The sequence below is a fragment of the Pseudomonas cremoris genome (assembly GCF_014230465.1).
Map to the genome: position 1 here is coordinate 190,667 of NZ_JAAXCY010000001.1, position 26,354 is coordinate 217,020.

Genomic DNA, 26,354 nt, shown 5'->3' on the forward strand with positions numbered 1-26,354 from the left:
TGCGTAAAACTGAATTGATTTCACTGACTCTTTAGCCCTGCTCATGATGGGCGACGCAATCATATGAAGAAGTCTCTAAAGCCGCCTGCTCTTACAACTCACCCTAGGGAACAGGCAGCCTTTTGAGCTACCTCCCCAACAACTCCCGAACCCTCCCTCCTAGCGCCTCGACCGCAAACGGCTTCGTCAACACCCCCATCCCGGCACCCAATTGCCCATACCCCATCACCGCGTTCTCTGCATACCCGGTGATAAACAACGTCTTCAACCCTGGCCGCATATCCATCCCCGCTTCGGCCATCTGCCTGCCATTCATGCCGCCTGGCAACCCCACGTCTGTCACCAGCAAATCAATATGCACGTCCGAACGCAGCAGTTTCAGCCCGGCTGCGCTGTCCGCCGCTTCAATCACGGTGTAGCCCAATTCTCCCAACACATCCGCGAGCAACATACGCACGGTGGACTCATCGTCCACCAGCAACACGGTCTCGCCATGCTGCGCAACCTCCAATGTCGCCTGCCCGGGAGCCAGCTCATCACCCGACGCAGCGCCGTGGTGGCGTGGAAGGTAGAGGGACACGCATGTGCCCTCGCCCACTGCGGATTGAACATACACCTGCCCACCCGACTGCTGGGCAAACCCATAGATCATGGACAACCCCAACCCCGTGCCCTGGCCAATGGGCTTAGTGGTAAAAAACGGCTCAAACACATGCGCCATCACCTCGGGGGACATACCGGTGCCGGTGTCGGTAACGCTCAGGCGAAGGTAGGCGCCTTCGCTAAGGTCGTAGGCACGGGCGGCATCGTGGTCGAGCCAGCGGTTGCTGGTTTCCAGCACGATGCGGCCGCCTTCTGGCATGGCGTCGCGCGCATTGATGCACAGGTTGAGCAGGGCGTTTTCCAGTTGGCTGACGTCAACGAAGGCGGTCCACGCATCAGGGGCGCCGGTGGTTTCGATCTGGATGCCAGGGCCGGCGGTGCGTTGGATGAGTTCGGCCATGCCGTACATCAGGGTGTTGACGTTGGTGGCGCGGGGCTCCAGGGTTTGCCGGCGGGAGAACGCCAAGAGGCGTTGGGTGAGGACTGCGGCGCGTTTGGCCGAACCTTGCGCGGCAACCATGTATTTGTCGACGTCGCTGAGGCGGCCCTGGTGGATGCGGCGATTCATCAGTTCAAGCGCGCCGGAGATGCCGGCGAGCAGGTTGTTGAAGTCGTGGGCCAGGCCGCCGGTGAGTTGGCCGACGGCTTCCATTTTTTGCGATTGGCGCAGTTTTTCTTCGGCCTGCATCAGCATGGCGGTGCGTTCGGCCACGCGTTGCTCGAGGGTTTCGTTAAGGGCACGCAGTTCGGCTTGGGCTTCGCGCAGGGATTCGTCGGCGATGGTGCGCTCCAGCAGGTCAGCGGCTTGACGCGCGAGGATGTCGAGCAGGCGCAGGTCACGGTCGGACGGCTGGTGCGGTGTGCTCCAGTGGGTGGAGATCATGCCGAGCAGGCGGCCGTCACGAGAGCGCAACGGGGTGGTCTGGGCCGAACGGATGCCTGCGCGGCGGAAGGCGATCAGGTCGTCGGTGCCGGCAATGTCGGCCCATTCTTCGAAATCGGGGATGATGGCGCGCTGGCCCAATTGCAGGGCCATGGTGCAACTGCTGTAGGCGAAGGGGCTCACCCATTGCCAGAACCCTACGGCCTCGGGCGGCAAGCCCCGTGAGCACAGCAGTTGCAGTTCACCGCCATGGCCAGAGGGATGGCCTTGGGGGCACAGCAGCTGCATGGTGCCGAACTGAGAGCCGGTGATGGACACCGCGGCGTCAACGATTTTGCCGTAGAGGGCTTCGAGGTCTTGTTCGCCGATCAGGTCGAGGCTGATGCGGTGCAGGAATTCGATGTCCGACAGCGCAGTTTCCGAGTCACGGGAGGCAACACGGGGAAAGGCTCCCGGAAAGGCGGTGCGTAGGGTTTTCATGGGACTACCAAGGGAATGGCATTGAGCTATTAGCAGCGTATCAGCAAAGCTATGACCACGCGCTATAGGCAGACGTTCGGTGCTGATCGCAACAACGGTTGCCCCCTACGAACCGCCGCCCTGCCCTCAGCTGTGAATCGGCAAGGCCACCCCAAACAGCACAAAGAACCCACCACACACCTTATTAAAGCGCCGCCCGGTTCGCGCCAGCCAAGGCCGGACCCGGTTGGCAGCGCTGGCTACCATGAATTCCACAAAAAACTCCACCACGGCGTAGGTCAGCGCAATGGCAGCTGTTTGCGCAATGAGATTCCTGTGCGGGTCCAGGAACGGTGGGATAAACGCGGTGAACAACAGCAGCGCCTTGGGGTTTGAAATGGCTGACACCAACCCTTGGCGGAACAGCGACCATCGCCGCAGGCTGGGCATACCGGAGGTCTCCAGGCTGACGGGTGCGGATCGCCACAGCCCGAAGCCCAGCCAGATTAGATAAAGCCCCCCCGCAATCTTCAAGGCCGTGAACCAGGTGGCCGAGGCCTGGATCAGCGCGCCCAGACCCAAGGCGCACAGCGACAGTACGAAGGCAAAGCCGAGCACGCCGCCGCTGATGGTGAACAGTGTTCTGCGCTGCCCGTAAATCGCGCCATGGGTCAGCGCCAGCAAGGCATTGGGCCCAGGCACTACTGCGATGCCAAAGCAGGTAAACAGGTACAGCAACCAGGTGTCGAAGGGCATGGTCTTTCCGCTAGGTGTTGGTTCAAGCCAGCATCTTGCGATGCGGACATTTCTCCTGAAAAGCGCATAATTCACGCAACAGCCATTCGATTAACGAATAGAGGTCAGCCCGATGCCTTCCAGTGATTTGCAAATCGATTGGCTCAAGTGTTTTGTCGCGGTGGTGGATGCAGGCTCCTTGTCCGGCGCGGCCCATGAGGTCAACCGTTCGCAGTCGGCCGTGAGCATGCAGATGAAGAAGCTGGAGACCGCACTGGGGCGCCCCTTGTTGAACCGTGGCCCCAGGCACCTGCAACTGACCGATGACGGCCAAACGCTGCTCGGCTACGCGCGGCGCATGCTTGCACTGCATGCCGAGACTCAGGCGGCGTTTCATGGTGAAACGTTGACCGGGCGGATCCGCCTGGGTGTCGCCGAGGATTACGCGGCCAAGTACCTCACGCCCGTGCTCAAACGCTTCGCGCCGCGTTACGCCGGCGTCGATATAGAGCTGACCTGCGAACAGTCCACCGCACTCATCCCACGCCTGCGCAGCGGCGACCTGGATCTGGCGCTGGTGTCCAGAGACTCGCCGCAGAGCGGGACGTTTCTGTTTCATGAGCCGATGGTGTGGGTGGGCTCGCCTCAGTTCGAACTGTGGCGACGAGACCCGGTGCCGATCGCCGTCTACGAAAGCGAAAGCCTGGCCCGGCGCTATGCGGTGAATTCACTGGCCCAGCAGGGGCGGCAATTCAAGGTGGTGTACAACAGCTCCAGCCTGGCAGGCCAGGTGGCGGCGGTTGAGGGCGGGCTTGCGATTGCGGCGATTACACAGTGCACGGTGCAGGCATCGCTTCAAGTGTTGAGCGGTGAGCACGGTTTGGGAAATATCCAACCCATGGAGGTGTCGATTCTGCGCAGCCGCGCCTCGCGTGGGTCCAAGGCGGTTGATAGCCTGCATGCGTTCATCATCAGTGCGTTGAGGCAGCAGGCGTAGTCGTGTGGCACATGAACATCAACGGGTACCGCCGCAATCCAGCCAACCGGAAGCTTCATCGCTGCTGAAACCGCGCCCGCACCCTGCTAACCTGCGACGCTTGCCTGCATTCGGAGCGCTCCATGGCCTTATCCAAACGCGACACCACCCGCATCGAACGCGCCTTGGTCGCCACCCTCACCGACGCCTGCGAAACCGCCAAAGGTGAAATCCCGGGTTTTGAGTGGCTGACCCACACCGTCAACTACGCCAACTTCCCGCAAAGCCTGGCCATCACCTGGATCTTTGACACCCGCGCCAATAAAGAGCACGCCCTGGCAACTGGCCTGGACGCCCGCATGCGTGAACTCACCGCCACCGCCCTGCGCGAGGCAGATATCCCGAGCGTGCCGTTAACGCGTTGCGTGCACTTCGACTGCGAAGAAGCCTGCCACGCTCAGCACGGCGGCAATTGGCGCTTGCGCCTGACCCGCTCAGCCAACTAGAGCCCGTCACCCAACTGCTGGATAATGCCCCACCCTGCTCCCCGCCCTTCGATAAGGAAGTCCCGCCCCATGAAGTTGCCGTTTCCTGCTGCCCTGCTCGCCTCTGCCCTGATAGTGCCGGCTCTCGCCCACGCCGACGATGCCGCACTGACCGACACGCTCAAGGCCTTCACCCGCTGCGACGCAAGTTTCTTCAGCAGCCTGAACACCCACCACAACGCCTGGCAGGCCTATGCGCCGCTCAAGCAGGAAAAGAACTTCACCTGGATCGCGGTCAAAAATCGCGCCGACCGCAACGCCAACGCGGTGCCGGTCAGCGCACCGCCCATCGCCGGGTTGAAGCTGCTGTCCTATAACGACGAAGTCACCGACCTCGGCCCACTGGGTCTGTTCTATTACTGGGGCTTTATCGTTGACGGCGGAGTCGACGAGGTTGCCAAGCACCTCGCGCCACTGCTTGACCAACCCGGCGCGCTGCAAAAAGGCGAGGCCGAATATACGCGCAGTGAACTCAAGGTCGGCAACGGCTGGCAGTCCATCAAGCCGCAGCCGGGCAAAGCCCCGGGCCTGCGTCAAGTGGAGCGTGTGCTGATCGTGGAACCAGAAGGCAAGCAAGGTACGCAATCGCGCGTCAGTTGCTCGGTACAGGGCGGGGTCAACGCTGGGATCCTGGCGCAATTGCGGCCAGACATTGCGACGACCGATTACCCGCGCACCGTGGCAGAAACCAACATCAGCGACGTCGACGTACCCGCCAACGTGCTCAAGCACCTCGACTCGCCCCTGCTGCAGCCGAAGTTCAAGACGCTGAGCTACACCTACCTGTCCAAGAAAGGCGATGGCAGCAAAGACCTGCCGACATCGGTCACGTTCAAGGCCGAGGGTGGTTTGCTGGTGAAGAACGAGGTCTACGGCAACACCTTCAACGTGGATCGCCTGACCCAGGCCGACCTGATCCAGTTGAAGTCGAAGATGAACGGCGTGGGCGATGGTCGCGTGCTGCAAACCCGCGACGTGCAGTTGAACGTGCCGGCCAGCTGGACGCCGGGCCAGACGCTGAGCGCTCAATTGCACATGGTCAATGTGCCCGCCAAGCCCACTGACAAACCCGTCGAAACGACGTTGACCTGCAAGGTCGGCGAGCGCATTCCGGCGCGCCAAGTGTTTGCATCATTGACCGGCGACGCTATCCGGCTGGCCTGCGACCAGGGCGACTACAAGACCTCCCGCGTGTTTATCGAGGACCTGGGGGTTGCGCTGACGCTGGAGTCAACCTCGAGCCAGACCCATTATGTGAGTGAATACACGGCGCTGGACGTGGTGCGCTAACCAACCGCTCTCTCAACGAAGCCTCTCAAGCGAGTATCAACCTTGGAACGATATGAATCGCTGGTCATCGGCCTGGGCGCCATGGGTGCCGCCACGGTGTACCAACTGGCGAAAGCCGGTGTAAAGGTCGCTGGCATCGACCGTCATCACCCGCCCCACACGTTCGGCTCAAGCCATGGCGATACGCGGATCACGCGGTTGTCGGTGGGTGAAGGCGCGCAATACGTGCCGATTGTGCGTAACTCGCACCGTATCTGGCGGGAGCTGGAGGCACTGTCGGGGGAGGCGTTGTTCGAACAGTCGGGGTTGCTGGTGTTGACGTCATGGGAGGGCTTCGACCCTGGCGACGCAAGCGACTTCACCCTGCGCACCCTTGGCCTGGCGCAAACCTACGGCATCGAGCATGAAGTGCTGGATGCCAAGCAGATTCGCCAACGCTTCCCGCAATTTGCCCAAGTGGCGGACAACGCCATCGGCTATTACGAACCTGAAGGCGGATTTGTGCGGCCAGAGCGCTGCATTGACGTACAGCTCAAACTGGCCGAGCAACACGGTGCGACGCTGTACAAGGGCGAAACCGTCACCGATATCCGCTCGGACGCACACGGCGTCACGGTAACCACCGACCAGCGAATGCTGCAGGCCGACAAGCTGGTAGTGAGTGCCGGCAACTGGGCCGGCGGGTTGCTGGGTTCGCCGTTTGATCGGCTGCTCAGCGTCTATCGGCAACAGTTGTTCTGGTTCGAACTGGAACCGGGGGCGGAGCTGGAGGGAGTATCGCCCACGTACATCCTCACCCATGGCCAGGACGAGACCCACTATGGCTTCCCGGCATTGCCCGGCGAGGGCAGCTTGAAGATTGCCACGGCGCAATATCACACCGTTTCGACGCCTGAAACGCTGGACCGCAGCGTGTCGGCGGCGCAGGAACGGGAGATGTATGAACAGCAGGTGCAAGGCCGTATCGCCGGGGTGACGGCCAAGGTGATCAAGTCGGCAGTGTGTGCCTACACGGTGACACCGGACCATCACTTCATCATCGATGAGCACCCGACGTTGCAGCACACCCTGGTGGTGTCGCCGTGTTCGGGGCATGGGTTCAAGCATTCGGCCGCGCTGGGTGAGGCGTTTGCCCAGTGGTGCATCTACGGAAAGAGTGAGCTGGACCTGTCTTCGTTTTCGTTGAAGCGCTTCGAAGGCCAGTAACGTGGGACACACGCCTGTCCGGCTCACAAAATGGCGTTACTTGGCGAATGCGTATTCGCCGCCCTGCTCCACCGCCTTGCGGTAAGCCGGTCGCGCCTGGAAGCGTTTTACCCACGCGGCCAAATGTGGATACGCCGGCAACTTGCCCTGCGCCCCGGCGACTTCGCCGATGAAGCTCATCTGGATATCCGCACCACTCAACGCCTCGCCGACCAGGTACGGCGCCTGCCCCAGCACATCGTTCAGGTAGCCCAGGTAATTGGCCACTTCCGATTCAATGCGCGGATGCAAAGGTGCACCCGCCTCGCCGAGGCGGCCGACGTAGAGGTTGAGCATCAACGGCAGCATGGCCGAGCCTTCGGCGAAGTGCAGCCATTGCACGTATGTGTCGTAGGTGGCGGTGGCGGGGTCTGGTTGCAAGCGACCGGCGCCGTGGCGACGGATCAGGTAGTCGATGATCGCGGCAGACTCGATCAGCACCTGGCCGCCGTCCTCAATCACCGGGGATTTGCCCAGCGGGTGGATGGCCTTGAGTTCAGGCGGTGCAAGGTTGGTTTTCGGGTCGCGCTGATAGCGCTTGATCTGGTACGGCAGGCCGAGCTCTTCGAGCAGCCAGAGGATACGCTGCGAGCGGGAGTTATTGAGGTGGTGAACAGTGATCATCGGGCGGCTCCGCTGGGTGACAGTGAGTGACTGATCAAGAGACTACGCCACTCGCAGGGAGTGCCACGAAACAAATTTCGAACTTCTCCATGGAAATCCTGGAAGAGGCGACGCTGGAAGCGTTTATTGCGAACGCCTTTGACTGATCGCCCCCTAAGCCAACTCATACACCACTTCCGCAGGAGCGGGTGCTCAGCCCAGCCTGAACCTTGCGGTGTTATCACTCAACGCCTGGCTGCCCTTGCTCAGGGTATCCGCCGCCCGGTTCACCGCTCGCGCGCCCTCCAGCAAACGCCCCGCCGCCTGATCCACTTGCTGGATATTGCCGCTCACCTCATCCGCTGTCGCTGCCTGCTCCTCTACCGCCGTGGCGATTTGTGCCAGGGTGTCGGTGACGTTCTGCACCGCGCCGGCAATCTCGCCCAACCGCGCGCCCAGCCCGGTGACGGACTCGGCATCGGTCAGCGCCTGCTCGCACGCCGCGCCCATCAGGTTCACCGCTTGGCTCACCGTCGCACGCAGGCTGTCCACGGTGCCGGCGATCTGCGCCGTGGAGGCCTGGGTACGTTGCGACAGGCTGCGCACTTCATCGGCCACCACCGCAAAACCTCGGCCCTGCTCTCCGGCGCGGGCGGCTTCGATGGCGGCATTCAACGCCAGCAGATTGGTCTGCTCGGCAATGCCACGAATGGTGTCGACCACCGATTGAATCTGCTGGCCTTGCTGGCTCACTTGCTCCAGCGCGTCGGCCGTGTCGGTGAGGCGTTGGTTGAGCTGCTGGATGCTGGCCGTGGTGCGCTGGCTGTCACGGCTGCTGTCTTCGGCAATGCGCCGTGTGTGCTGCGCGCTGCCCGAGGCTTGCTCACAGCTGCGGGAGACGCCCATGGAGGTGGCCGCCAACTGAGTGGCCGCTGCAGCAATCTGGCTGATTTGTTGTTGCTGGTCTTCGACTTCGGTGAGGGTGCTGCCTGATTGCGAATTAAGGGTCTGCACGGCAGTGCCCAACTGCTGCGTTTCGTGGTTCACGCCCAACAGGCTGGTGCGCAACTGCAGCACCGCCACGTTGAGCGCGGTGCTGATGGCCGCCAGCTCATCACGCCCCTCCACCGCCACTTCCACGCACAGATTACCGTCACGCAGAGACTCGGCCAGGGTGGTAATGCCACTGGCACTGCGGCGGATGGACGCTTGCAGGCACATGAACAGATACAGCGCCGCTAACGCCAGCAGGCTAAAGGTGGCGGCCACCGGGATGAATTTCTGCAGTGAACGGTCACGGTAATAACCCAGGCGCGCATCCAGCGAACCCAGTGACCTGTTACGCAGCTCGCCCAGGCTGCCGAGCATGGCGTCGACACTGCTTTCGAACGCTGCCGTATCGAGCTTGATGCTGCCGCCAAACACGCCGTCGTCGAGCACTTTGAGTTCGCTGTCCAGGCGTTGCAGGCTGTTGTCGTACTGTGTGGTCCAGGGCTCCATGCCCGCATATTGCTTGGCTTTGAGCGAGGCGGCTGCCTTGGCCAACTGATCGCGCGCGTCACCGATGCGACCGCGCAAGTCGCGCATCTGCAAACGGCTTTGCAGGGTGAACTGCCCCGAGGCGATGGACGACTGGCCGACACTGGCCATGCGGCCAATGCGTTCGATCAGGTCGGGGGTGTGCTGGGTGGAGATCTGCATCAGCAGGTAGGTTTCCAGCCACGGGTCGAGGATCAGGCCGGCGTCCAGGGTGATCTGCTCGCGCAGGGTTTGCATTGCGGTCAGCGCCGAGGTGAAGCGGTCATAGCCGTCCGGCCACCACCCTACGGTGCGCAGGGATTGGGAATCCATGCCCTTGACGGTGGCTTGCAACGCCTCGAAGCGCACCAGGGTGTCGGCACTGGCATTCAGGGTTTTCAGCGACTCGCCGAGGGCTTGCAGGCTTTGCAGAATCTGCGGGAAATTCGCATCGACCTTGTCCATCGCCGCCTTCGCGGCAGGCGTTGGCGCATGCAGAATGTCCGCGGCTTTCCAGCGCGCCGCCAGGTTGCGCTGGGCCGTGAGTTGAGCGTCCAGCGTATCCAGCGCCAGCAGTTGGCGAACACCGGACTGCTCGCTGGAAATCACGGTGAGTTTGTCGCGGTAGTCCGCGCCGATCATCCACAGGCTGCCGGCCAGGGGCAGCATGAACAGGAAGAACAGGATCTGGAACTTGCGTGCAAAGCCGAAGCGCCCAAGCAGGCGGATACCCGGTGATAAAAGACTGTGCATGTCCGACCACTCCCCAAAAACGACCCACGCAATGCACCGCGGGACGAAGCCTTGAAACGACTAACGGCAAAATGCCATGTCATTGATTGGGAAGGGCCAAGCAAGATACGGGCCGCAGGTGCGGAGGCCGGAGATAGGCGCGGTGGCACGCTAAAGGTGCAGGGGTTGCGCACTGAAATGGGGCGAAAGCACTCAGCACCGAGTGCCAATTTGTAACCCCGCCACAAATCCAATGCGGGAGGGGCTTGTGTGGGAGCGGGCTTGCTCGCGAATGCGGTGGGTCAGCTACAGTTGCATTGACAGGCACACCGCATTCGCGAGCAAGCCCGCTCCCACATTTTTAATTTCACCCGACATTCCTACTCGGGTGTCTTTGCGAGCATGTACCGGCTGAAATTATTGATGTGATCATCCAGGTTGTCCTCCAGCATCATCCGGTACTGATCACAGAAGTACTTCAACATCGCTTCACGCGCATCGGCCATTTCTGCGCCGGACTTGAAGTTGCGTGCACTGGCCCAGGCGTTGAAACGCGTGGTGCCGAACATCATCGAGGCACTGACCTCGCCGAGGTTTTCACAGGTCTTGAGCTGCTCGTTGGACAGTTCGATATGCGCATCGGCGCGGTCGTAGAAGGCTTGGTCTGTGGCGTCGGCCATTGCAGGGTTCCTTGGTAATAAAGGTGTATCAAGCCAGCAGCGCGGTGATCCAACTGGCCTGCTGGGTAATCTCTTGCAGTTTTTCTAGCGGTACCGCCTGCCGTGCCTGCTCAAAGCTGGCCAGGGTCTTGTGCTTCTGGCGCAACAGGCGCCGCCACTTGGCCAGAAACACCGGGCTACGCGCCCGCATTTGCAGGGGGCCGAAGTACAGCTCTTCGGCGCTGTACTGCACCGGCCCGACGCGCTCAGCGACGATGATCTCGTAATAAAAGCGGTTCTCTTGCAACAGCTCTTCGCTGAGGATCGAGTAGCCGTTGTCCATCAACCATTGGCGCAGCGGTTGTTCGCCGCCGTTGGGTTGCAGAATCAAACGCTCATGGCCACTGAGATGCGCCTTGCCGCTTTCGAGGATGTCGCGGATCGTCTCACCGCCCATGCCGCAGAGGCTGATCGCGGTGATGCCGTCGTGCGGTTCGACAGCCGCCAGGCCATTGGCCAGGCGCACGGTGACCTGCTGCTCCAGGCCATTGTCACGCACGGTACGTTGGGCGGCATGGAAGGGCGTGGTCGCCACCTCCCCTGCCACCGCCGCCGTGATTGCGCCGCGGCGCATCAAGGCCACGGGCAGGTAAGCGTGATCAGAGCCGATATCGGCCAAGCGAGCGCCCGCAGGCACATTCGCCGCCACGCGCTCCAAACGCATGGATAAAGTGTGTTCGTTCAACGGCCTTACTCTCCGGAAAAACGGTCGCGACTGTTGGTCAAGTGCAGCACCATCGCGGCGCGGGCAGCGTCTGGGTCCTGGCGTTTGATCGCATTGAAGATCGCCTCGTGCTCCAGGTTCGCCAATTGCCCCAATTGGGCGAAGTCGGCACCGCCCCGCTCGGCAGCTTTCACTTGCGTACGGGGAATCATCGCGTTGCCCAGGTGCAGCATGATTTCGGTGAAGAAGGTATTGCCGGTGGCTTCGGCGATCAGTTGGTGGAAGCGTTTGTCTTCTTCCACGCAGCTGTCGTTATTGGCCAGGGAGGCTTGATAGTCAGTCAGCGCCTCACGCATGCGGACAAGTTGCTCATCGCTTCTGCGCAGCGCCGCCAGGGCCACCGCCTGCACCTCCAGGCCCAGGCGCAGTTCAAGCATGCTGCGCACACTGGCGAGCGTATCGACTTTCAGGCGTAGCCCGGATTGCGCCTGCGGCGCCAACGCAAAGGTACCGATGCCGTGTCGCGTCTCTACCAACCCCGACGCCTGCAACTTTGAAAGCGCCTCGCGGACCACGGTGCGGCTGACGCCATGCTCGGCAACGATGGTGGATTCGGACGGCAGTTTTTCACCGGGCTTCAACTGCCCCAGCAGGATGCGCTGGGTCAGTGCCTCGACCACGCCTTGGGCGAGGTTGGTGGAGCGTTTACGGACGGGGGTTCCGCGTTCATTGGGCATTGCGATGGGTCCACGGGGCTGGGCTGGATGGGAGCTTAACACCCCGTCCAGAGAGCAGGCGGGGATGAATAAAAAAACAATCAACTTGTATGACAACCAATATGATAGGGCGAAACAGCATCCCTCAGAACAAGACCGCATCCGGACGGATGTGCACCGACAAAACCCTCACACGACCCAATGAAATCGGACAAATAACCAAAACAAAGGCTACATACACAGTCTTATAAGAACAAATACACGGCTCACTGCATTGCGATCTCCAGAAATCTACTTGTATGATATCTATCAACAAGACACACACACCCGCATAAAAATAATCAGGGGGAGTTTTGAATTGTGACTAATTCAAGCCATGCATCTGCCGCTTCAGAACAGGATTGCGTGCTCACGCGCGCCGTCAGCAAAGTGAAGGGCCATGTGCTCCCACTGTTCGTGATCATGTTCATCCTCAACTACATCGACCGGGTCAATATCGGCTTTGTGCGCACGCACATGGAACACGACTTGGGCATCGGCGCAGCGGCCTACGGCCTGGGTGCCGGGTTGTTCTTCATTGGCTACGCCCTCTTCGAAGTCCCCTCCAACATGTTGCTGCAGAAAGTCGGCGCACGCATCTGGCTGACTCGCATCATGTTTACCTGGGGCATCGTCGCCACGCTGATGGCGTTCATCCAGAACGAAACCCAGTTCTACATCCTGCGTTTCTTGTTGGGGGTGGCCGAAGCCGGCTTCTTTCCAGGGGTGATCTACTACTTCACCCGCTGGCTGCCGGGAGTGGAGCGTGGCAAAGCCATCGCGATTTTCCTCAGCGGGTCGGCGGTTGCCTCGCTGATCTCCGGCCCGTTGTCAGGGGCGCTGTTGCAGATCGAAGGCTTTGGCTTCCACGGCTGGCAGTGGATGTTTGCCATCGAAGGCCTGGCCTCGGTAGCACTGGGGTTCTTTGTGTGGTTCTGGCTCGACTCCAAACCCCACGACGCCAAGTGGATGACCCGCGAGGAGCAAGACGCGCTGGTCAACGCCATTGACCAGGAACAGCGCGATCGCGAAGCGCTGACCACCGTCAAACCGACCCTCGGCAAACTGCTCAAGGACCGCCAGATCCTGTTGTTTTGCGTCCTGTACTTCTGCATCCAACTGACGATCTACGCCGCCACGTTCTGGCTGCCGAGCATCATCAAGAAGATGGGCGACCTGAGTGATGTGCAGGTGGGCTTCTTCAACTCGATCCCGTGGCTGATCTCGATCATCGCCATGTACGCCTTCGCATCGCTGTCGGGCAAGTTCAAGAACCAGCAGGCATGGGTTGCAGCAGCGCTGTTGATTGCCGCAGCGGGGATGTTCATGTCCACCACCGGCGGGCCGGTGTTTGCCTTTGTCGCGATCTGCTTTGCGGCCATTGGTTTCAAGTCGGCCTCGTCACTGTTCTGGCCGATCCCACAGGGCTACCTGGATGTGCGCATTGCCGCAGCGGTAATCGCGCTGATCAACTCCATCGGCAACCTGGGCGGGTTCGTTGCGCCCACCACTTTCGGCTTTCTGGAGCAAACCACCGGTTCGATCCAGGGCGGCCTTTACGGCCTGGCCGGCACCTCGGTGCTTGCGGCGATCCTGGTGTTCTTTGCCAAGACATCGCCCTCTGCCGTGTTGACCTCGCCCAGTGCCGTGCCAACCGGCGCCGCCATCAGCAAACCTCTTTGAACCTGTCTAGGAACCTGCCATGAATACGCCCGTCGTCACCCACTTCCAGGTCATCCCCGTCGCCGGCCACGACAGCATGTTGCTCAACCTGAGCGGCGCCCACGGCCCTTACTTCACGCGCAATATCGTCATCCTCAAGGACAGCAGCGGCAACACCGGTGTGGGCGAAGTTCCCGGTGGCGAACGCATCCGCGAAACGCTGGAAGACGCCCGCAGCCTGGTGATCGGCCAACCGATCGGCCAGTACCAGCGCATTCTCAACCAGATGCGCACCACCTTCGCCTCCAGGGATTCTGCCGGTCGTGGCCTGCAGACGTTTGACCTGCGCATCACCATCCATGCCGTCACCGCCATGGAAGCGGCCTTGCTCGACCTGCTGGGGCAATTTCTTGAAGTGCCCGTGGCGGCCTTGCTCGGTGAAGGGCAGCAGCGTGACGCGGTGAAGATGCTCGGTTACCTGTTCTATGTCGGCGACCGCAACGCGACAGACCTGGCTTACCGCAACGAAGCCGACGCCGATGACGAATGGTTCCGCCTGCGTCACGAGAAGGCACTCACCAGCGATGCGGTGGTGCGCCTGGCCGAAGCCGCCAAGGCCAAGTACGGCTTCAACGACTTCAAACTCAAGGGCGGTGTCTTGAGTGGCGATGAAGAAATCGAAGCCGTCACCGCCCTGGCCGAACGCTTCCCCGACGCACGCATCACCCTAGACCCGAACGGTGCCTGGTCCCTCAAGGAAGCCATCCGCCTGTGCCGCGACCAGCACAAGGTACTCGCCTATGCGGAAGACCCATGCGGCGCAGAAAACGGTTATTCAGGTCGCGAAGTCATGGCCGAGTTCCGGCGTGCCACCGGGCTGAAAACCGCCACCAACATGATCGCCACCGACTGGCGTGAAATGGGCCATGCGATCCAGTTGCAGTCAGTGGACATTCCCCTCGCCGACCCGCACTTCTGGACAATGCAGGGCTCGGTACGCGTGGCGCAGCTGTGCAATGAGTGGGGCCTGACATGGGGCTCGCACTCCAACAACCACTTCGATATTTCCCTGGCGATGTTCACCCAGGTCGCTGCCGCCGCACCGGGCGATATCACCGCCATCGACACTCACTGGATCTGGCAGGACGGCCAGCGCCTGACCAAGTCACCACTGAAAATCGAAGGCGGTTACGTGAAGGTGCCGGCCAAGCCAGGCCTTGGGGTGGACATCGACATGGACGCCGTGGCCAAGGCACACGAGGTGTACAAAGGCATGGGCCTTGGGGCGCGGGATGACAGCGTGGCGATGCAGTTTTTGATTCCGGGCTGGACGTTTAACAACAAGCAGCCGTGCCTGGTGCGATAAGGCAAACACAGATAATAAATGTGGATGCTGGCTTGTGTGGGAGCGGGCTTGCTCGCGAATGCGGTGGTTCAGCTAAAAATGCTCAAGCTGACACACCGCATTCGCGAGCAAGCCCGCTCCCACATTAGATCTTTGTAATGTTCAAATTCGCGCCTTAGGGGCCGCAATCGGCTGCACCGTCAACTCCACACCCAGCGCCAGCATGAGCTTCTGGACCGTCTCATAACGGGTTTTCGAACCGCCTTTGAGCGTCTTGTACAGGCTCTCCCGGTTCACCCCCGCCGCCTCGGCTACCTTGTTCACGCCTTGGGCCTTGGCAACTTCGGCCAGCGCTTTCATGAGTATCTGCGGGTCGTTGGATTTCATGCTTTGCGCCAGGTAAACGCTGATCACTTCCGGGCTGTCGAGGAAGCGCGAGGCCTCGTAGACGCTGGTGCCGGAGGTGTCCAGATCGAGGATTGGCATGTCCTCGGGTTTGAATTTTGATTCGCTCATTTCATTGACCTCTCAGGGCATCGAGAATCTCTTTTGCCCGTTTGATTCCTCGTTTCTGGTCGGTTTTATCACTGCCCCACAGCATCAGGTAGGCGGTGATGCCCGTGCGCACAAAGTAGATCCTGTAGCCGGGCCCGACAAACACACGCATTTCACTCAGGCCATCGCCTGCGGACTCGCAGTCGCCGAAGTTGTTTTCTTCGGCGCGGTCCAACCGGGTCAGCACCGCCGTTTTCCCCCACACATCCCTCATACCGTCGAGCCACGTATCAAACTCCGGCGTCCTGCCGATCAAGTTGGTCACTGTGCCACCTGTAGCCTACTGGCTACTCCTTGTGAGTGCTAGCGAATTTTCAGTTCCGGCGATAACCGGTTGAAAAACCCTAGTCCAGCCCTCACACCAGGAGCGTGGTGATTCTATTAGCGCTTGTTTCCCTGCCACAGTGAGAGTGGATTCAACGCTGGCGGCTCACAAATCCCAACACCCTCTCCAACATCCGATCACACGCGGCCAACTGTTCAACGCTGATAAATTCATCCGGCTTATGCCCTTGCTCCATGCTCCCGGGGCCGCAGACCACCGTGGGGATACCCGCCTGATCAAACAGGCCACCCTCGGTGCCGAAGGCCACGGTGCCGAATTCCTGGGAGCCGCAGAACTGCGCAACCCACTCGGCAGCCTGGCTTTCCAACGATGTCGCCAACCCCGGATAACTGGACAGTTCACTGAAACTGATCGCCGATTGCGCACTCACCGCCTGCATCGCAGGCAGCAGGATTTGTTCGGCGTAATGCTGTAATTGCTGCGCAACCTGCCAAGGGTCCTGGGCCGGTAACGCGCGCACTTCAAAGTCAAAACTGCAGTTCTGCGGGACGATATTCAGCGCCTTGCCGCCGTTGATCAGCCCGGTCTGTACTGTGGAAAACGGGGGGTCAAAGCGTTGATCCAGATGCTGGGGAGCCTTCAGCCCTTCGCCAAGCCGCACCAGTTCACTGATCAAACGCGCCGCATATTCAATGGCGTTGACACCCGATGGCGCATACGCCGAATGACACGCCGCACCGTGCACCTCGCAACGCACCGCCAGCTTGCCTTTGTGGCCCAGCACCGGCTTAAGCTCGGTGGGCTCGCCGATCACGCACAGCAGCGGCTTGACGGGTTGACCGTGAAACCTTTCGATCAACGAGCGCACGCCCAGGCAACCCACTTCCTCGTCATAGGACAGCGCAATATGCACCGGCATGCGCAGCGGCGCCTTCACCAGCGCCGGCACGCAGGCCAACACACAGGCGATGTAGCCCTTCATGTCCGCCGTGCCCCGACCGTACAACTTGCCGTCTTTTTCGGTAAGTTCGAACGGCGCCACGCTCCAGCGCTGGCCGTCCACCGGCACCACATCGGTGTGCCCGGACAACACGATGCCCGGCACATCCGCCGGGCCGATGGTCGCCAGCAGGTTGGCCTTGCTCTTGTGCGCGTTGTACACCAGTTCGCAGGCCACGCCGTGGTCTTGCAGGTAGGTGCGCACGAAGTCGATCAAGGCCAGGTTGGACTCGCGGCTGGTGGTGTCGAAGCGCACCAGTTGCGCCAGCAACTCGCGACTGTTCATCGGTCGTCTCCCGGCACCGCATAACCCGGCGCGATCTGCGGGTTGAGCGCGCGGTCGATGTAGTCTTGCAGTTGCCCGCGATAGGCCTGCCAGAGCTGGTCGAGTGCGCCGATGGGGTCTTCATCGGCCCAGTCGACGCGCAGGTTGACGATGGGCCACGAAAGGTCGTCGACCACGATCAGCGCCGCCGAATGCACCGGCCCCGCTTCTCCGCCGTGAGCCTGACCGGTGTGCATCGCCGCAAGCAGACGGTCGGCAAGATGCCCCGGTGCGTCTTCAAACGCCCTCACCATCGCCTCGATCACCCCGGGATTGGCGAGCATATTGCCCGCTGCGACACACTGCTCACCGCTGACCGCGTGATGAATACCAAGGGTCTTGGCACCACTGAAATGCGCCGTACGCCCCAGGTGATCAATCACCGTCACCTGGCGATACTCGCTGTGTTCCTGTCCCGCCAGAGCGGCCAACACTTCACTGGGTGCCATGCCACTTTCGAGCAAGTCCAGTCCCTGCGGCCCCAGGCTCGGCAAGGTAATGTTCTGCGACGCTACCGCGCCCACGCCCGGCCGCAACCACGGGCAACGTGCCCCCACAGCAATGCTCGACGAGCTGATGGCAATACCCAACTGGCCGGTTTCAGCGCAGCGGGCGACAACGGAAAAAGTCATGGGGTTTCCTCAGTCGAGCACGGAAGGGTCAGCGTCGATCATCAACTGCTTCATTTCTTCGAAGTGCTGGCGCGAAAAGTCCGCGATACCTTCCCAGCCCCGTGCGGTTTTTTCCGCCACTTCATCCGACAACACCCGCAGCGGCTGCCCGGTGGACCACGCCGTGACGAGGATCTGGCAGGCGCGTTCCAGGGTCCAGATATCGTCGAACGCTTCGCCGATGGACGATGCCGTCACCATCACACCATGGTTGCCCATCAGCAGGCGGCTCTTGCCGTCCAGCAAACCGGCCAGGCGTGCACCTTCGGCCTCGGTATCGGCCATGCCGCCGTACAGTTCGTCCACGGCTACGCGGTTGAAATAACGCGCGGTGTTCTGGTCAATCGGCGGGATATGCGGCGTGGCCAGGCACGCCACCGCCGTGGTGTACACCGGGTGCAAGTGCAGCACCGCGCGGGTGTGCGGCAACAGCCGGTGGATCTGCCCGTGGATCGACCAGGCGGTGGCATCCACGTTCGGGTGATCGGCACAGGACGTGTCATCGGCGTTCAGCAACAGCAGGTCGCTGGCACGGATACGCGAGAAGTGCTTCCACTTCGGGTTGAGCAAAAACTGCTTGCCATCGGCCGACACCGCCGCACTGAAGTGGTTGGCCACCGCTTCGTGCATGCCCAGGTGCGCGATGATGCGAAAGGTCGCCGCCAGGTCGATGCGCGTCTGTTCTTCGTGGGATAACGCCATGAATCGGTCTCCGCAGGGCGCGGCCGCAGCGGGCTGCGGCACGCGCTGTAGGCTTACTGCGGCATCAGCGCCGCGATGTCGGCATCAGTGGGTGCCTGGAAGTTGTACTTCTTGAGCAAGGCCGCGTATTCCGGGGTAGCGCGGTATTTTTCCAGGCCGTCTAGCAGGGCTTTCTTCACGGTGTCATTGCCCTTCTTCACGCCAAAGCCGTTGAGCACCGGGTAGATGAGGGTGTCGGAGGAAATCACCACGCGGCTGCCCAGCTTGTCGATCACGCCACGGGCCACGGCGGCGTCGGTAATTTGCGCTTCGACGGCGTGAGCCAACAGGGCCTGGGTGGTCTGCGGGTCGGTGCTGTACTCGCTGATCTGGATCGGTTTCAAGCCCTTGGCCACGCAGTATTCGGCCGACAGTTTGTTCATCTGCGCCAGCCACGAGGTGGCGCCCATGGAGCCGATCTTGTGGCCGCAGAACTCTTCTGGGGTCTTGGGCTGGAAGGTGCTGTCCTTGAGGGTCAGGATCGACTCGCCGCTTTTCAGATACGGAATCATGTCAATGACCTTCACCCGCTCTGCGGTGATGTACATCGACGAGTTGGTCACATCGAAACGCCCGGCTTGCAGGCCGGTGATCAAGTTGGGAAAGCGCGTGTCGAGGGTCTCGACCTTGCGCCCCATAACCTTGCCCAGGCCGTCCATGAACTCGATATCGAAACCTGCCGGCTTGTTGTTATCCATGTACTCATAAGGGAAGAAGGTCACGTCGGAACCGGCGATGATCTTGCCTTCCTGCTGGAACGCCGAGGCTGCCAACGAGGTCATTGCAACCGCTGCGCCCATCAGGCAGACGGCAATTGGACGAACACGCATACGAAACGCTGTCATGGTTTTTACCCGCAAGGTTTTAGGGAAGTTAGGCAGTGGCTGAATCTTGTCCGGCCTGTTGCACGAAGAACGAGGCGCCACGGGGTTTCTGCGGCAAGCGCATGTGGTTGTCCGTGGAGCGCACCAAGCCGCTCTCTTCACCGGCCACCAACAGGCCGGCGTGTGCACTGGGCAACGGGTTTTCGCCGAATGGCAGCGCGTCTTCAGCGGCGTATACGCTGATGAACAGAGTGCGCGGGAGTTCGGTCTCGTTAGGGCTGGAAGCATGCAAAAGACGCGTGTGCATGAAGCACACAGAGCCGGCGGGGCCGTAGCAGGCCACCGGTTGCTGGCAGTGTTCTGCAACGACGGCATCGTCCACGGAACCGGTGAAGCGCTGGTTCTGCCAGTGAGACCACAGCGGGCCCTTATGGCTGCCGGGAATCACATTCAACGGGCCATTTTGTGGGGTCACTTCGCTGACCATCAACAAGGCAGTAACGATGTCGTCGTTGCTGTGGGGCGTGAACAAGAAGTCCTGGTGCCACTTCACCTGCGTCGCGGTGTGGGGCAGTTTCGAGTTGATCTTGCTGTGGTGAAAACGCGCGCCATTGCCGCCGATAAGCTGCGCGGAAATCGCCGCCATGCGCGACTGCAACGCCACGCGCTCATACGCTGGGGAAATCTCGGTGGGCGAACTGACCCGACGCAGCGACGGGTGATCGGCGCGGTGGTCACCCTCCAGGTCAAAGCGCTCGCGGCCATCCACGGTGGCGCCCCAACCCTGATCATGGCGGCGGCTTTCTTCTACCCACTGGTCGAAATCGTGCTGCAGGGCGGCGACTTCGTCCGGCGACAACACGTCTTCGACCACCAAGAAACCGTCGCGCTGGAATTGTTCGATGTGCGATTGCGAGATCATTTTAGTTTTCCTGAACGTTAAAGAAATCACGCCAGCGAGACGTCCTTGAGGAACGCCTCCACGCGTGGGTTGTGGCCGCTGCGCAAGGCATCCGGCGAGTCGTCGCAGACCACGCGACCCTTCTCCATGAACACGATGCGATCGGAGACCTTGAAGGCGAAGTTCATCTCGTGGGTGACGATCACCATGGTGATGCCCTCCTCGGCCAGAGCTTCGATCACTTGCAGCACTTCGTTGACTTTCTCTGGGTCCAGCGCCGAGGTGGGCTCATCGAACAGCATGATTTGCGGGCGCATCATCAGGGCGCGGGCGATGGCTACGCGCTGTTGCTGGCCGCCGGACAATTGATGCGGGTACTTCCAGGCGTGGTCGAGCATGCCCACCTTGTGCAGCAACGCGTACGCCTGCTGTTTCAGCTCGGAGGTTGCGCCCAGGCGGTGGTATTTGGGCGCCATGAGCAGGTTGTCGAGCACGCTCAAATGCGGGAACAGGTTGAAGCTCTGGAACACCATGCCGATGTTCAGGCGGTGCTCGGCGTGTTCGATGTACTGGGGCTTCTGCGCACCGACTTTGTTCAGGTGAATGAAGGGCTGGCCGTTGATCCGGATCTCGCCGTTGTCCAGTTGCTCAAGGCCGTTGAGCAAGCGGATCAGCGTGGTCTTGCCGGAGCCGGACGGGCCGATCACCGACACCACTTCACCGGGCTGGATCTGCAGATTCACCGAGCCGAGCACCTCGATATCGTTGTAGGCCTTGTGCAGCCGTGCGGCTTGCAGCGCAGGTTCGCCGTTGGTGATCGGGCGCTGCAACGCGGTGCGCTGTTGCATGGCCAATGCCAGCACTTCGGCATCCGGCACGCGGGAAACGTTGCGCTGGTTGACATCGAGAAAGCGCTCCAGGCGTTTGAGCAGGAAGTCGAACACGGTGACGATAAAGACGTAGAAGAACGCCACCGCCGCCATGGTTTCGATCACCAGGAAATTCTGTGAATACAGGCGCTGGCCGACCATCAGGATTTCGGTGAGGGAGATCACCGACACCAGGGAGGTGAGCTTGACGATGGAGATGTATTCATTCGCCAGCGAGGGCAACGCCACCCGCAACGCCTGGGGAATCACCACACGCCATTGGGTGCCGAAAAACTTCAGGCCCAACGCCCGTGCCGCTTCGCCTTGGCCTTTGGGGATCGAGAGCAAACCACCACGATGGATCTCGGCGACGTAGGCCGTTTCGCAGATCACCAGCGCCAACAGACCGGACCAGAACGGGTCGGCCAAAATCGCCGAAGTACCTGGCAGTGCTTGCGGCAGGTTGTAGATAAAGATCAGCAGCACCAACAACGGCAGGCTGCGGAACAACCAGATATAGCCACGGGCCGGCACGCTGAGCAGGCCGTGTTTGGATTGCTTGGCGAGCGCCAACAGAAAGCCGAGGCCGATGCTCAAGATCCAGGTCAAAGTACTGAGCTTGATTACCGTCCACGTCGCACGCCAGAACTCGGCATCGCCCAGCAAACCAAACATGTAATTCCAGTCGAATGTCATCGTCGCTGTGCCCTGAATAAGTTGATCTACATCGATGGGTTGAGAGTCGTGGCGGGAGGGGGTTAGGGTCAATTCGTAAAAGCCGGGGCACTGGGTAGGCAGAACCTATGCAGCCAAAAACCACGCAGAAACCCGGTGAACGAAGATCAAATGTGGGAGCGGGCTTGCTCGCGAATGCGCTCTGTCAGTGACTGATGTACTGACTGATACAGCGCATTCGCGAGCAAGCCCGCTCCCACATTTTTGATCTCCGTTGTTCTGGGATCGTGCGCACCAGCCAAGATGGTGCACAGGCAAACCCAGCACACCGCACATGCCACTTATTGGTGCGCGTTCAACCCACCTCACTCATGACCCGCACCGCATGCGGGTCAAAAAAGCTCGGCGGCGCCATGCCGGGGATGTACTGGTCGGACACAAACATGCGGCAACGCTCGGCAAACGCCGACACCACACGCGACAGCTGCGTGTTGCTGGCAGTGGCGTAACCCAGTTGCATGGCCCGATGAGTGCCCGCCAGGCGCAGGCGGATCACCCGCTTGCCGTCCTGGGACAGGTTGGATTTTGGCCGCGCATTCGCGAAGGAATAGCCAATACCGTTGCCCACCATGGCGCGCACCGTTTCGAGGTTGGTGGAGCGCATGATGATGTTCGGCGTGGTGCCGGCCTGGATAAACAGGCTGAGGAAATAGTCGCGGCTCCAGGGCGTGTCGAGCAGCACCACCGGGTAGGCCTCAAGGTCCTGCATGCTCACTGCCGGCAAGCTCGCCAGCGGGTGGTACTCACCGACCATCACATAAGGCGGCAACTGCGCCAGGGGTTGGAAGTCGATGTCCGGGCTGGTCACCAGGTCGTAGGTCAGGGCGATATCCAGCTCGCCGCTGCGCAGTTTTTCCAGCAGTTCCTCGTGGTTGCCCTCGGCTTGGGTCAGCCGTACGCCGGGAAACGCACGGCCAAAACCAAACACCAGTTCCGGAGTGATCATCGGCGCCAGCGACTCCAGGCAGCCCACCCGCAACGGCCCGCGCACGGTGTTCAGCGATTCGGAAGCGATGGTGTAGAGGTTGGTCATCTGCTCCAGGATCAACTTGGCTTCCTGCATCACCAACCGCCCCACCGCCGTCAGCGAAATGCCCTGGGCGTGATGCCGGATAAACAGCTGGATGCCCAGTTCCGCCTCCATATGGGTGATTGCCGCCGAGATCGACGGTGATGACACATGGATGCGTTCCGCCGCAGCACTGATGCTGCCGGCCTCGCCGGACGCGACAAAATATTCCAGTTGGCGCTGAGTAATACGACTGAGCATTACGCCTTCACCTCAACAATGACTGTACCGGCAACATTGCACGGTTCATGCCGGGTAATAGTGCCAACCGATGAGGGGTACGGGGTTCGGTTTTTCCTAAGCACTACCCCGCATAAATGCTGGTTTCGCTAGAACGATGGCGGTGTGAAGCTGGTTTTATCCCGCTTCCGACGAGCCATTAGTCATGCCTACCCATACCCGCATCCGCATGTTCAACACCAAGCAGACCTACCCCAACCAGAGCCTGGACAACGACCTGTGCCAGGCCGTGCGTGCGGGCAATACCATTTATGTGCGCGGCCAGATCGGCACGGATTTCGAGGGCAATCTGGTGGGGCTTGGCGACCCGCGTGCCCAGGCCGAACAGGCGATGAAAAACGTCAAGCAACTGCTTGAAGAGGCCGGCAGTGACCTGAGCCATATCGTCAAGACCACCACCTATTTGATCGACCCGCGCTACCGCGAGCCGGTGTACCAGGAAGTCGGCAAATGGCTTAAGGGCGTATTCCCGATCTCCACCGGTTTGGTGATCTCGGGCCTGGGTCAGCCAGAGTGGTTGATGGAGATCGATGTGATCGCCGTCGTGCCGGATGACTGGAGCGTATGAAAGCCGTCATTGCCCGCGAGCCGGGTGGGCCTGAGGTGCTGGAGCTTGTGCAGCGCCCGGTGCCGACACCCGGGGCTGGCGAAGTGTTGATTCGCGTTGTGGCCGCCGGCGTCAATCGTCCCGACCTGATGCAGCGCAACGGCGCGCCGGTGCCGCCCGGCAGCACTGATGTGTTGGGCCTGGAAGCCGCCGGCATCGTGGTGGCGCTGGGCAGTGGCGTGGATGAATTGGCCGTGGGCGACCGCGTGATGGCGCTGCTCAATGGCGGTGGCTACGCCGAGTACTGCGTCGCCCAGGCCGCCCATTGTTTGCCGGTGCCTGCGGGGCTCTCGCTGGAGGCTGCCGCCGGGGTGCCGGAAGCAGCCTTTACGGTGTGGCACAACCTGTTTGAACTGGGCCGCCTGAGCAGTGGCGACACCGTGTTGATCCATGGTGCCGCCAGCGGCGTCGGCAGCTTTGCCGTGCAATGCGCGCATGCCGCCGGTGCGCGGGTGATCGCCACCGCTGGCGGCCCGCACAAGGTAGCGATGTTGCAAGCACTGGGGGTGTGGCGCGCGATTGATCGCCACCTCGATGACTTCGTCTGTGTGGTCAACGACTGCACCGATAGGCGCGGCGTGGACGTGGTGCTGGATAACATCGGCGGCCCGTACGTGACGCGCAACTTGGCGGCGATGGCGATGGGTGGGCGGCATGTGAGCTTGTCGTTCCTGCAAGGCGCCAACATCGAACTGGATTTGCAGGTACTGATGCGCAAGAACCTCAGCCTTACCTCCTCGACCCTGCGCCCCAAAAGCCACGCAGAAAAAGCCCGGCTGGCGGTGTGTATCCGCTCGCGCATGTTGCCCTGGTTGGCATCCGGCCTGGTCGCGCCGCAGCTCCACGCGCAACTGCCGCTGTGCCAGGCCGCCGATGCCCATCGCCTGCTGGAAGCCAATGCCAATGTCGGCAAAGTCGTGCTGACCGTCGCCCAATAAACTGGAGAGCCCCATGACCCATCGCGTGTTTTTCCTCAACGGGCCCAACGCCAACCTCTACGGGCTGGACAAGCTCGGCACCTACGGCAGCGAAAGCTTTGCCTGCATCGAAGCACGCTGCCAGGACCTCGCTGCCACGCTGGGCCTGAGCCTGGCGTTTCGCCAGAGCAACCACGAAGGCGTGCTGGTGGACTGGATCCAGGAAGCGCGCCTGCACGCCGACGCCATCGTGATCAACGCCGCCGGGCTCAGCTACAGCTCGGTGCCGATCCTCGATGCGCTGCTGGCGTTCGACGGCCCGATCATCGAAGCCCACATGAGCAACATCTGGAAGCGCGAAAGCTTTCGGCATCACTCCTACGTCTCCAAGGCTGCCACCGGTGTGATCGCCGGGTTGGGAGTGTTGGGTTATCAACTGGCACTCACCGCCGTGGCTGAACTTTTAAACACATAAACCTCAGCCCAACCTATCGTCAGGAAATCTCTATGTCAGTCGAAAAAATCAACACCCTGGTGGTCGGCGCTGGCCAGGCCGGTGTAGCCATGAGCGAGCATCTGTCCCTGATGGGCGTGCCGCATATCGTGCTGGAGCGCAGCCGCATCGCCGAACGCTGGCGCTCGGAGCGTTGGGACTCGCTGGTCGCCAACGGCCCAGCCTGGCATGACCGCTTTCCCGGCCTTAAATTCGAAGGCATCTCGCCGGAAGCGTTCCCGCCCAAAGAGCGCATGGCCGATTACTTTGAAGCCTATGTAGACAAGTTGCAGGCACCGGTACGCACCGGTGTGGACGTGCAATCGGTGGAACGCCACGTTGGCCGCCCAGGCTTCAAGGTAACCACCTCGGCTGGCGAGTTTGACGCCGCCAACGTGGTCGCCGCGACGGGCCCGTTCCAACGCCCATCCATCCCGAACATCGTGCCGGCCAGCGCACCATTGCATCAGCTGCATTCCTCTGCCTACAAGAACCCCAGCCAGCTGCCCGAAGGCGCCGTGCTGGTGGTCGGTGCCGGCGCCTCCGGCTCGCAAATCGCCGAAGAACTTCAAAAAGCCGGCAAGACCGTTTACCTCTCCGTGGGCGAACACTACCGACCTCCCCGCGCCTATCGCGGCCGCGATTATTGCTGGTGGCTGGGGGCGTTGGGCTTGTGGGATGAGGTCAAAATCCAGCCGAAGAAAAAGCACGTAGCGTTCGCGGTCAGTGGGTATGAGGGTGGCAAGACCGTGGACTTTCGCCGGTTGGCGCATCAGGGCATCAACCTGGTGGGCGTTACCCAGGAGTGGAAGGACGGCGTGATGACATTCCAACCCGGCCTGGTAGAGAACGTAGCCGAAGGGGATCGTGCGTATTTTGATGTGCTGCGGGATGCGGATGCGTATATCGAGGCCAACGGGTTGCCGTTTCCGCTGGAGCCTTCTGCGTGGGAGTTGTTGCCTGACCCTGAATGCCTGGTGAATCCGATCCTGAGCCTGGACTTGGTTGAAGCCGGTGTGACGACCATTCTCTGGGCGACCGGCTTCAAGTTCGATTTCAGCTGGTTGAAGGTGGATGCCTTTGATGAGAAAGGCGAGCCGTTCCACAAGCGCGGAATCTCGGCGCAGAGTGGGGTGTACTTCTTGGGGTTGCCGAACCTGGTGAACCGAGCGTCGTCGTTTATTTATGGGGTTTGGCACGATGCCAAATACGTGGCGGATCATATTGTTTTGCAGAATGACTATATGAACTACAGCAAACAGTAAAACAGGAAAGTCCTAAGCGGCCGTGCCTTGCTCCTTTGCCTACGCTTGCGTCAGAATCCGCCGGCTTGTGCGCTTGAGTGAGCGTCTCTAAGGTTGCCCGGTCGCTGAAAACTCAGTGATCGG

General features: G+C 61.1%; 26 protein-coding genes. 10 read left to right on the forward strand and 16 right to left on the reverse strand.

Features of this window, described 5'->3' with window-relative positions:
* Nucleotides 1-127 precede the first annotated feature (127 nt).
* The gene (locus HF257_RS00890; protein WP_185704035.1) at nt 128-1,966 is read right to left on the reverse strand and encodes an ATP-binding protein; all 1,839 of its coding nucleotides are present in this window, start codon (nt 1,964-1,966) and stop codon (nt 128-130) included.
* 126 nt (nt 1,967-2,092) lie between these two features.
* The gene (locus HF257_RS00895) at nt 2,093-2,701 is read right to left on the reverse strand and encodes a LysE family translocator (protein ID WP_185704032.1); all 609 of its coding nucleotides are present in this window, start codon (nt 2,699-2,701) and stop codon (nt 2,093-2,095) included.
* 112 nt (nt 2,702-2,813) lie between these two features.
* Here HF257_RS00895 and HF257_RS00900 point away from each other — a divergent pair, with 112 nt between their 5' ends.
* From HF257_RS00900 to solA, 4 genes are all read left to right on the forward strand, one after another.
* Complete coding sequence (locus tag HF257_RS00900; protein WP_185704030.1) at nt 2,814-3,677, forward strand: LysR family transcriptional regulator; 864 nt, start codon at nt 2,814-2,816, stop codon at nt 3,675-3,677.
* A gap of 122 nt (nt 3,678-3,799) precedes the next feature.
* Nucleotides 3,800-4,162: a hypothetical protein gene (locus HF257_RS00905; RefSeq protein WP_185704028.1), complete on the forward strand. Its 363-nt coding sequence runs from the start codon at nt 3,800-3,802 to the stop codon at nt 4,160-4,162.
* A gap of 69 nt (nt 4,163-4,231) precedes the next feature.
* Nucleotides 4,232-5,491 carry a hypothetical protein gene (locus HF257_RS00910; protein ID WP_185704026.1) on the forward strand — a complete coding sequence of 420 codons (1,260 nt, stop codon included), beginning with the start codon at nt 4,232-4,234 and terminating at the stop codon, nt 5,489-5,491.
* A 42-nt stretch (nt 5,492-5,533) separates the two neighbouring features.
* Nucleotides 5,534-6,697 carry an N-methyl-L-tryptophan oxidase gene (gene solA / locus HF257_RS00915; RefSeq protein ID WP_185704024.1) on the forward strand — a complete coding sequence of 388 codons (1,164 nt, stop codon included), beginning with the start codon at nt 5,534-5,536 and terminating at the stop codon, nt 6,695-6,697.
* 36 nt (nt 6,698-6,733) lie between these two features.
* Here solA and HF257_RS00920 read toward each other — a convergent pair whose 3' ends face one another.
* From HF257_RS00920 to HF257_RS00940, 5 genes are all read right to left on the reverse strand, one after another.
* Complete coding sequence (locus tag HF257_RS00920; protein WP_185704022.1) at nt 6,734-7,360, reverse strand: glutathione S-transferase family protein; 627 nt, start codon at nt 7,358-7,360, stop codon at nt 6,734-6,736.
* 192 nt (nt 7,361-7,552) lie between these two features.
* A complete protein-coding gene (locus HF257_RS00925; protein ID WP_185704019.1) occupies nt 7,553-9,610 on the reverse strand; it encodes a methyl-accepting chemotaxis protein in 2,058 nt (685 codons plus the stop codon).
* Nucleotides 9,611-9,969: 359 nt separating this feature from the next.
* The gene (locus HF257_RS00930) at nt 9,970-10,269 is read right to left on the reverse strand and encodes a DUF3144 domain-containing protein (protein WP_185704017.1); all 300 of its coding nucleotides are present in this window, start codon (nt 10,267-10,269) and stop codon (nt 9,970-9,972) included.
* Between the two features lie 28 nt (nt 10,270-10,297).
* Nucleotides 10,298-10,993: a tRNA (adenine(22)-N(1))-methyltransferase gene (locus HF257_RS00935; protein WP_185704015.1), complete on the reverse strand. Its 696-nt coding sequence runs from the start codon at nt 10,991-10,993 to the stop codon at nt 10,298-10,300.
* Between the two features lie 5 nt (nt 10,994-10,998).
* On the reverse strand, nt 10,999-11,709 hold the full coding sequence (locus HF257_RS00940; protein WP_185712014.1) for a FadR/GntR family transcriptional regulator: 711 nt from the start codon (nt 11,707-11,709) through the stop codon (nt 10,999-11,001).
* Between the two features lie 339 nt (nt 11,710-12,048).
* Here HF257_RS00940 and HF257_RS00945 point away from each other — a divergent pair, with 339 nt between their 5' ends.
* Nucleotides 12,049-13,410 carry an MFS transporter gene (locus HF257_RS00945; protein WP_185704011.1) on the forward strand — a complete coding sequence of 454 codons (1,362 nt, stop codon included), beginning with the start codon at nt 12,049-12,051 and terminating at the stop codon, nt 13,408-13,410.
* 19 nt (nt 13,411-13,429) lie between these two features.
* Nucleotides 13,430-14,755, forward strand: a complete 1,326-nt coding sequence (gudD, locus tag HF257_RS00950; protein WP_185704009.1) for a glucarate dehydratase — start codon at nt 13,430-13,432, stop codon at nt 14,753-14,755.
* Between the two features lie 141 nt (nt 14,756-14,896).
* On the opposite strand, the gene HF257_RS00955 is transcribed toward gudD, so the two are convergent.
* The 9 genes from HF257_RS00955 to HF257_RS00995 all read right to left on the reverse strand — a co-directional run bounded on the left by HF257_RS00955 (nt 14,897) and on the right by HF257_RS00995 (nt 22,910).
* Entirely contained in the window at nt 14,897-15,250 is a 354-nt protein-coding gene (locus tag HF257_RS00955) for an addiction module antidote protein (RefSeq protein ID WP_185704007.1), read from the reverse strand.
* A gap of 1 nt (nt 15,251) precedes the next feature.
* Nucleotides 15,252-15,554 (reverse strand): type II toxin-antitoxin system RelE/ParE family toxin, encoded by a 303-nt coding sequence (locus HF257_RS00960; protein ID WP_185704004.1) that lies wholly within the window; start codon nt 15,552-15,554, stop codon nt 15,252-15,254.
* Nucleotides 15,555-15,705: 151 nt separating this feature from the next.
* A complete protein-coding gene (gene argE / locus HF257_RS00965; RefSeq protein WP_185704002.1) occupies nt 15,706-16,860 on the reverse strand; it encodes an acetylornithine deacetylase in 1,155 nt (384 codons plus the stop codon).
* Nucleotides 16,857-17,531, reverse strand: a complete 675-nt coding sequence (locus HF257_RS00970; protein WP_185704000.1) for a DUF1028 domain-containing protein — start codon at nt 17,529-17,531, stop codon at nt 16,857-16,859. The genes argE and HF257_RS00970 overlap by 4 nt, the downstream gene beginning before the upstream one ends.
* A gap of 9 nt (nt 17,532-17,540) precedes the next feature.
* The gene (locus tag HF257_RS00975; RefSeq protein WP_185703998.1) at nt 17,541-18,272 is read right to left on the reverse strand and encodes a class II aldolase and adducin N-terminal domain-containing protein; all 732 of its coding nucleotides are present in this window, start codon (nt 18,270-18,272) and stop codon (nt 17,541-17,543) included.
* A 53-nt stretch (nt 18,273-18,325) separates the two neighbouring features.
* The gene (locus HF257_RS00980) at nt 18,326-19,156 is read right to left on the reverse strand and encodes an ABC transporter substrate-binding protein (protein WP_185703996.1); all 831 of its coding nucleotides are present in this window, start codon (nt 19,154-19,156) and stop codon (nt 18,326-18,328) included.
* A gap of 28 nt (nt 19,157-19,184) precedes the next feature.
* The gene (locus HF257_RS00985; protein ID WP_185703994.1) at nt 19,185-20,057 is read right to left on the reverse strand and encodes a phytanoyl-CoA dioxygenase family protein; all 873 of its coding nucleotides are present in this window, start codon (nt 20,055-20,057) and stop codon (nt 19,185-19,187) included.
* A 26-nt stretch (nt 20,058-20,083) separates the two neighbouring features.
* Entirely contained in the window at nt 20,084-21,601 is a 1,518-nt protein-coding gene (locus HF257_RS00990) for an amino acid ABC transporter permease/ATP-binding protein (protein ID WP_185703992.1), read from the reverse strand.
* Nucleotides 21,602-21,935: 334 nt separating this feature from the next.
* Nucleotides 21,936-22,910, reverse strand: a complete 975-nt coding sequence (locus tag HF257_RS00995) for a LysR family transcriptional regulator (RefSeq protein WP_185703990.1) — start codon at nt 22,908-22,910, stop codon at nt 21,936-21,938.
* Between the two features lie 184 nt (nt 22,911-23,094).
* On the opposite strand from HF257_RS00995, the gene HF257_RS01000 reads away from it, so the two are divergent.
* From HF257_RS01000 to HF257_RS01015, 4 genes are read left to right on the forward strand one after another with little or no spacing between them, the layout of a single operon-like run.
* Nucleotides 23,095-23,517 (forward strand): RidA family protein, encoded by a 423-nt coding sequence (locus HF257_RS01000; protein WP_185703988.1) that lies wholly within the window; start codon nt 23,095-23,097, stop codon nt 23,515-23,517.
* Complete coding sequence (locus HF257_RS01005; RefSeq protein WP_185703986.1) at nt 23,514-24,494, forward strand: NAD(P)H-quinone oxidoreductase; 981 nt, start codon at nt 23,514-23,516, stop codon at nt 24,492-24,494. The genes HF257_RS01000 and HF257_RS01005 overlap by 4 nt, the downstream gene beginning before the upstream one ends.
* 13 nt (nt 24,495-24,507) lie before the next feature.
* On the forward strand, nt 24,508-24,948 hold the full coding sequence (locus HF257_RS01010) for a type II 3-dehydroquinate dehydratase (RefSeq protein WP_185703984.1): 441 nt from the start codon (nt 24,508-24,510) through the stop codon (nt 24,946-24,948).
* Between the two features lie 32 nt (nt 24,949-24,980).
* Nucleotides 24,981-26,231, forward strand: coding sequence for a flavin-containing monooxygenase (locus HF257_RS01015; protein WP_185703982.1), 1,251 nt, complete (start codon nt 24,981-24,983; stop codon nt 26,229-26,231).
* The last annotated feature ends 123 nt before the right edge of the window (nt 26,232-26,354 follow it).

Coding starts and splice junctions, on each gene's coding strand:
- HF257_RS00890 (WP_185704035.1), bottom strand. CDS start 1,966: ATGAAAACCCTACGCACCGCCTTTCCGGGAGCCTTTCCCCGTGTTGCC.
- HF257_RS00895 (WP_185704032.1), bottom strand. CDS start 2,701: ATGCCCTTCGACACCTGGTTGCTGTACCTGTTTACCTGCTTTGGCATC.
- HF257_RS00900 (WP_185704030.1), top strand. CDS start 2,814: ATGCCTTCCAGTGATTTGCAAATCGATTGGCTCAAGTGTTTTGTCGCG.
- HF257_RS00905 (WP_185704028.1), top strand. CDS start 3,800: ATGGCCTTATCCAAACGCGACACCACCCGCATCGAACGCGCCTTGGTC.
- HF257_RS00910 (WP_185704026.1), top strand. CDS start 4,232: ATGAAGTTGCCGTTTCCTGCTGCCCTGCTCGCCTCTGCCCTGATAGTG.
- HF257_RS00920 (WP_185704022.1), bottom strand. CDS start 7,360: ATGATCACTGTTCACCACCTCAATAACTCCCGCTCGCAGCGTATCCTC.
- HF257_RS00925 (WP_185704019.1), bottom strand. CDS start 9,610: ATGCACAGTCTTTTATCACCGGGTATCCGCCTGCTTGGGCGCTTCGGC.
- HF257_RS00930 (WP_185704017.1), bottom strand. CDS start 10,269: ATGGCCGACGCCACAGACCAAGCCTTCTACGACCGCGCCGATGCGCAT.
- HF257_RS00940 (WP_185712014.1), bottom strand. CDS start 11,709: ATGCCCAATGAACGCGGAACCCCCGTCCGTAAACGCTCCACCAACCTC.
- gudD (WP_185704009.1), top strand. CDS start 13,430: ATGAATACGCCCGTCGTCACCCACTTCCAGGTCATCCCCGTCGCCGGC.
- HF257_RS00955 (WP_185704007.1), bottom strand. CDS start 15,250: ATGAGCGAATCAAAATTCAAACCCGAGGACATGCCAATCCTCGATCTG.
- argE (WP_185704002.1), bottom strand. CDS start 16,860: ATGAACAGTCGCGAGTTGCTGGCGCAACTGGTGCGCTTCGACACCACC.
- HF257_RS00970 (WP_185704000.1), bottom strand. CDS start 17,531: ATGACTTTTTCCGTTGTCGCCCGCTGCGCTGAAACCGGCCAGTTGGGT.
- HF257_RS00975 (WP_185703998.1), bottom strand. CDS start 18,272: ATGGCGTTATCCCACGAAGAACAGACGCGCATCGACCTGGCGGCGACC.
- HF257_RS00980 (WP_185703996.1), bottom strand. CDS start 19,156: ATGACAGCGTTTCGTATGCGTGTTCGTCCAATTGCCGTCTGCCTGATG.
- HF257_RS00985 (WP_185703994.1), bottom strand. CDS start 20,057: ATGATCTCGCAATCGCACATCGAACAATTCCAGCGCGACGGTTTCTTG.
- HF257_RS00990 (WP_185703992.1), bottom strand. CDS start 21,601: ATGACATTCGACTGGAATTACATGTTTGGTTTGCTGGGCGATGCCGAG.
- HF257_RS00995 (WP_185703990.1), bottom strand. CDS start 22,910: ATGCTCAGTCGTATTACTCAGCGCCAACTGGAATATTTTGTCGCGTCC.
- HF257_RS01000 (WP_185703988.1), top strand. CDS start 23,095: ATGCCTACCCATACCCGCATCCGCATGTTCAACACCAAGCAGACCTAC.
- HF257_RS01005 (WP_185703986.1), top strand. CDS start 23,514: ATGAAAGCCGTCATTGCCCGCGAGCCGGGTGGGCCTGAGGTGCTGGAG.
- HF257_RS01010 (WP_185703984.1), top strand. CDS start 24,508: ATGACCCATCGCGTGTTTTTCCTCAACGGGCCCAACGCCAACCTCTAC.
- HF257_RS01015 (WP_185703982.1), top strand. CDS start 24,981: ATGTCAGTCGAAAAAATCAACACCCTGGTGGTCGGCGCTGGCCAGGCC.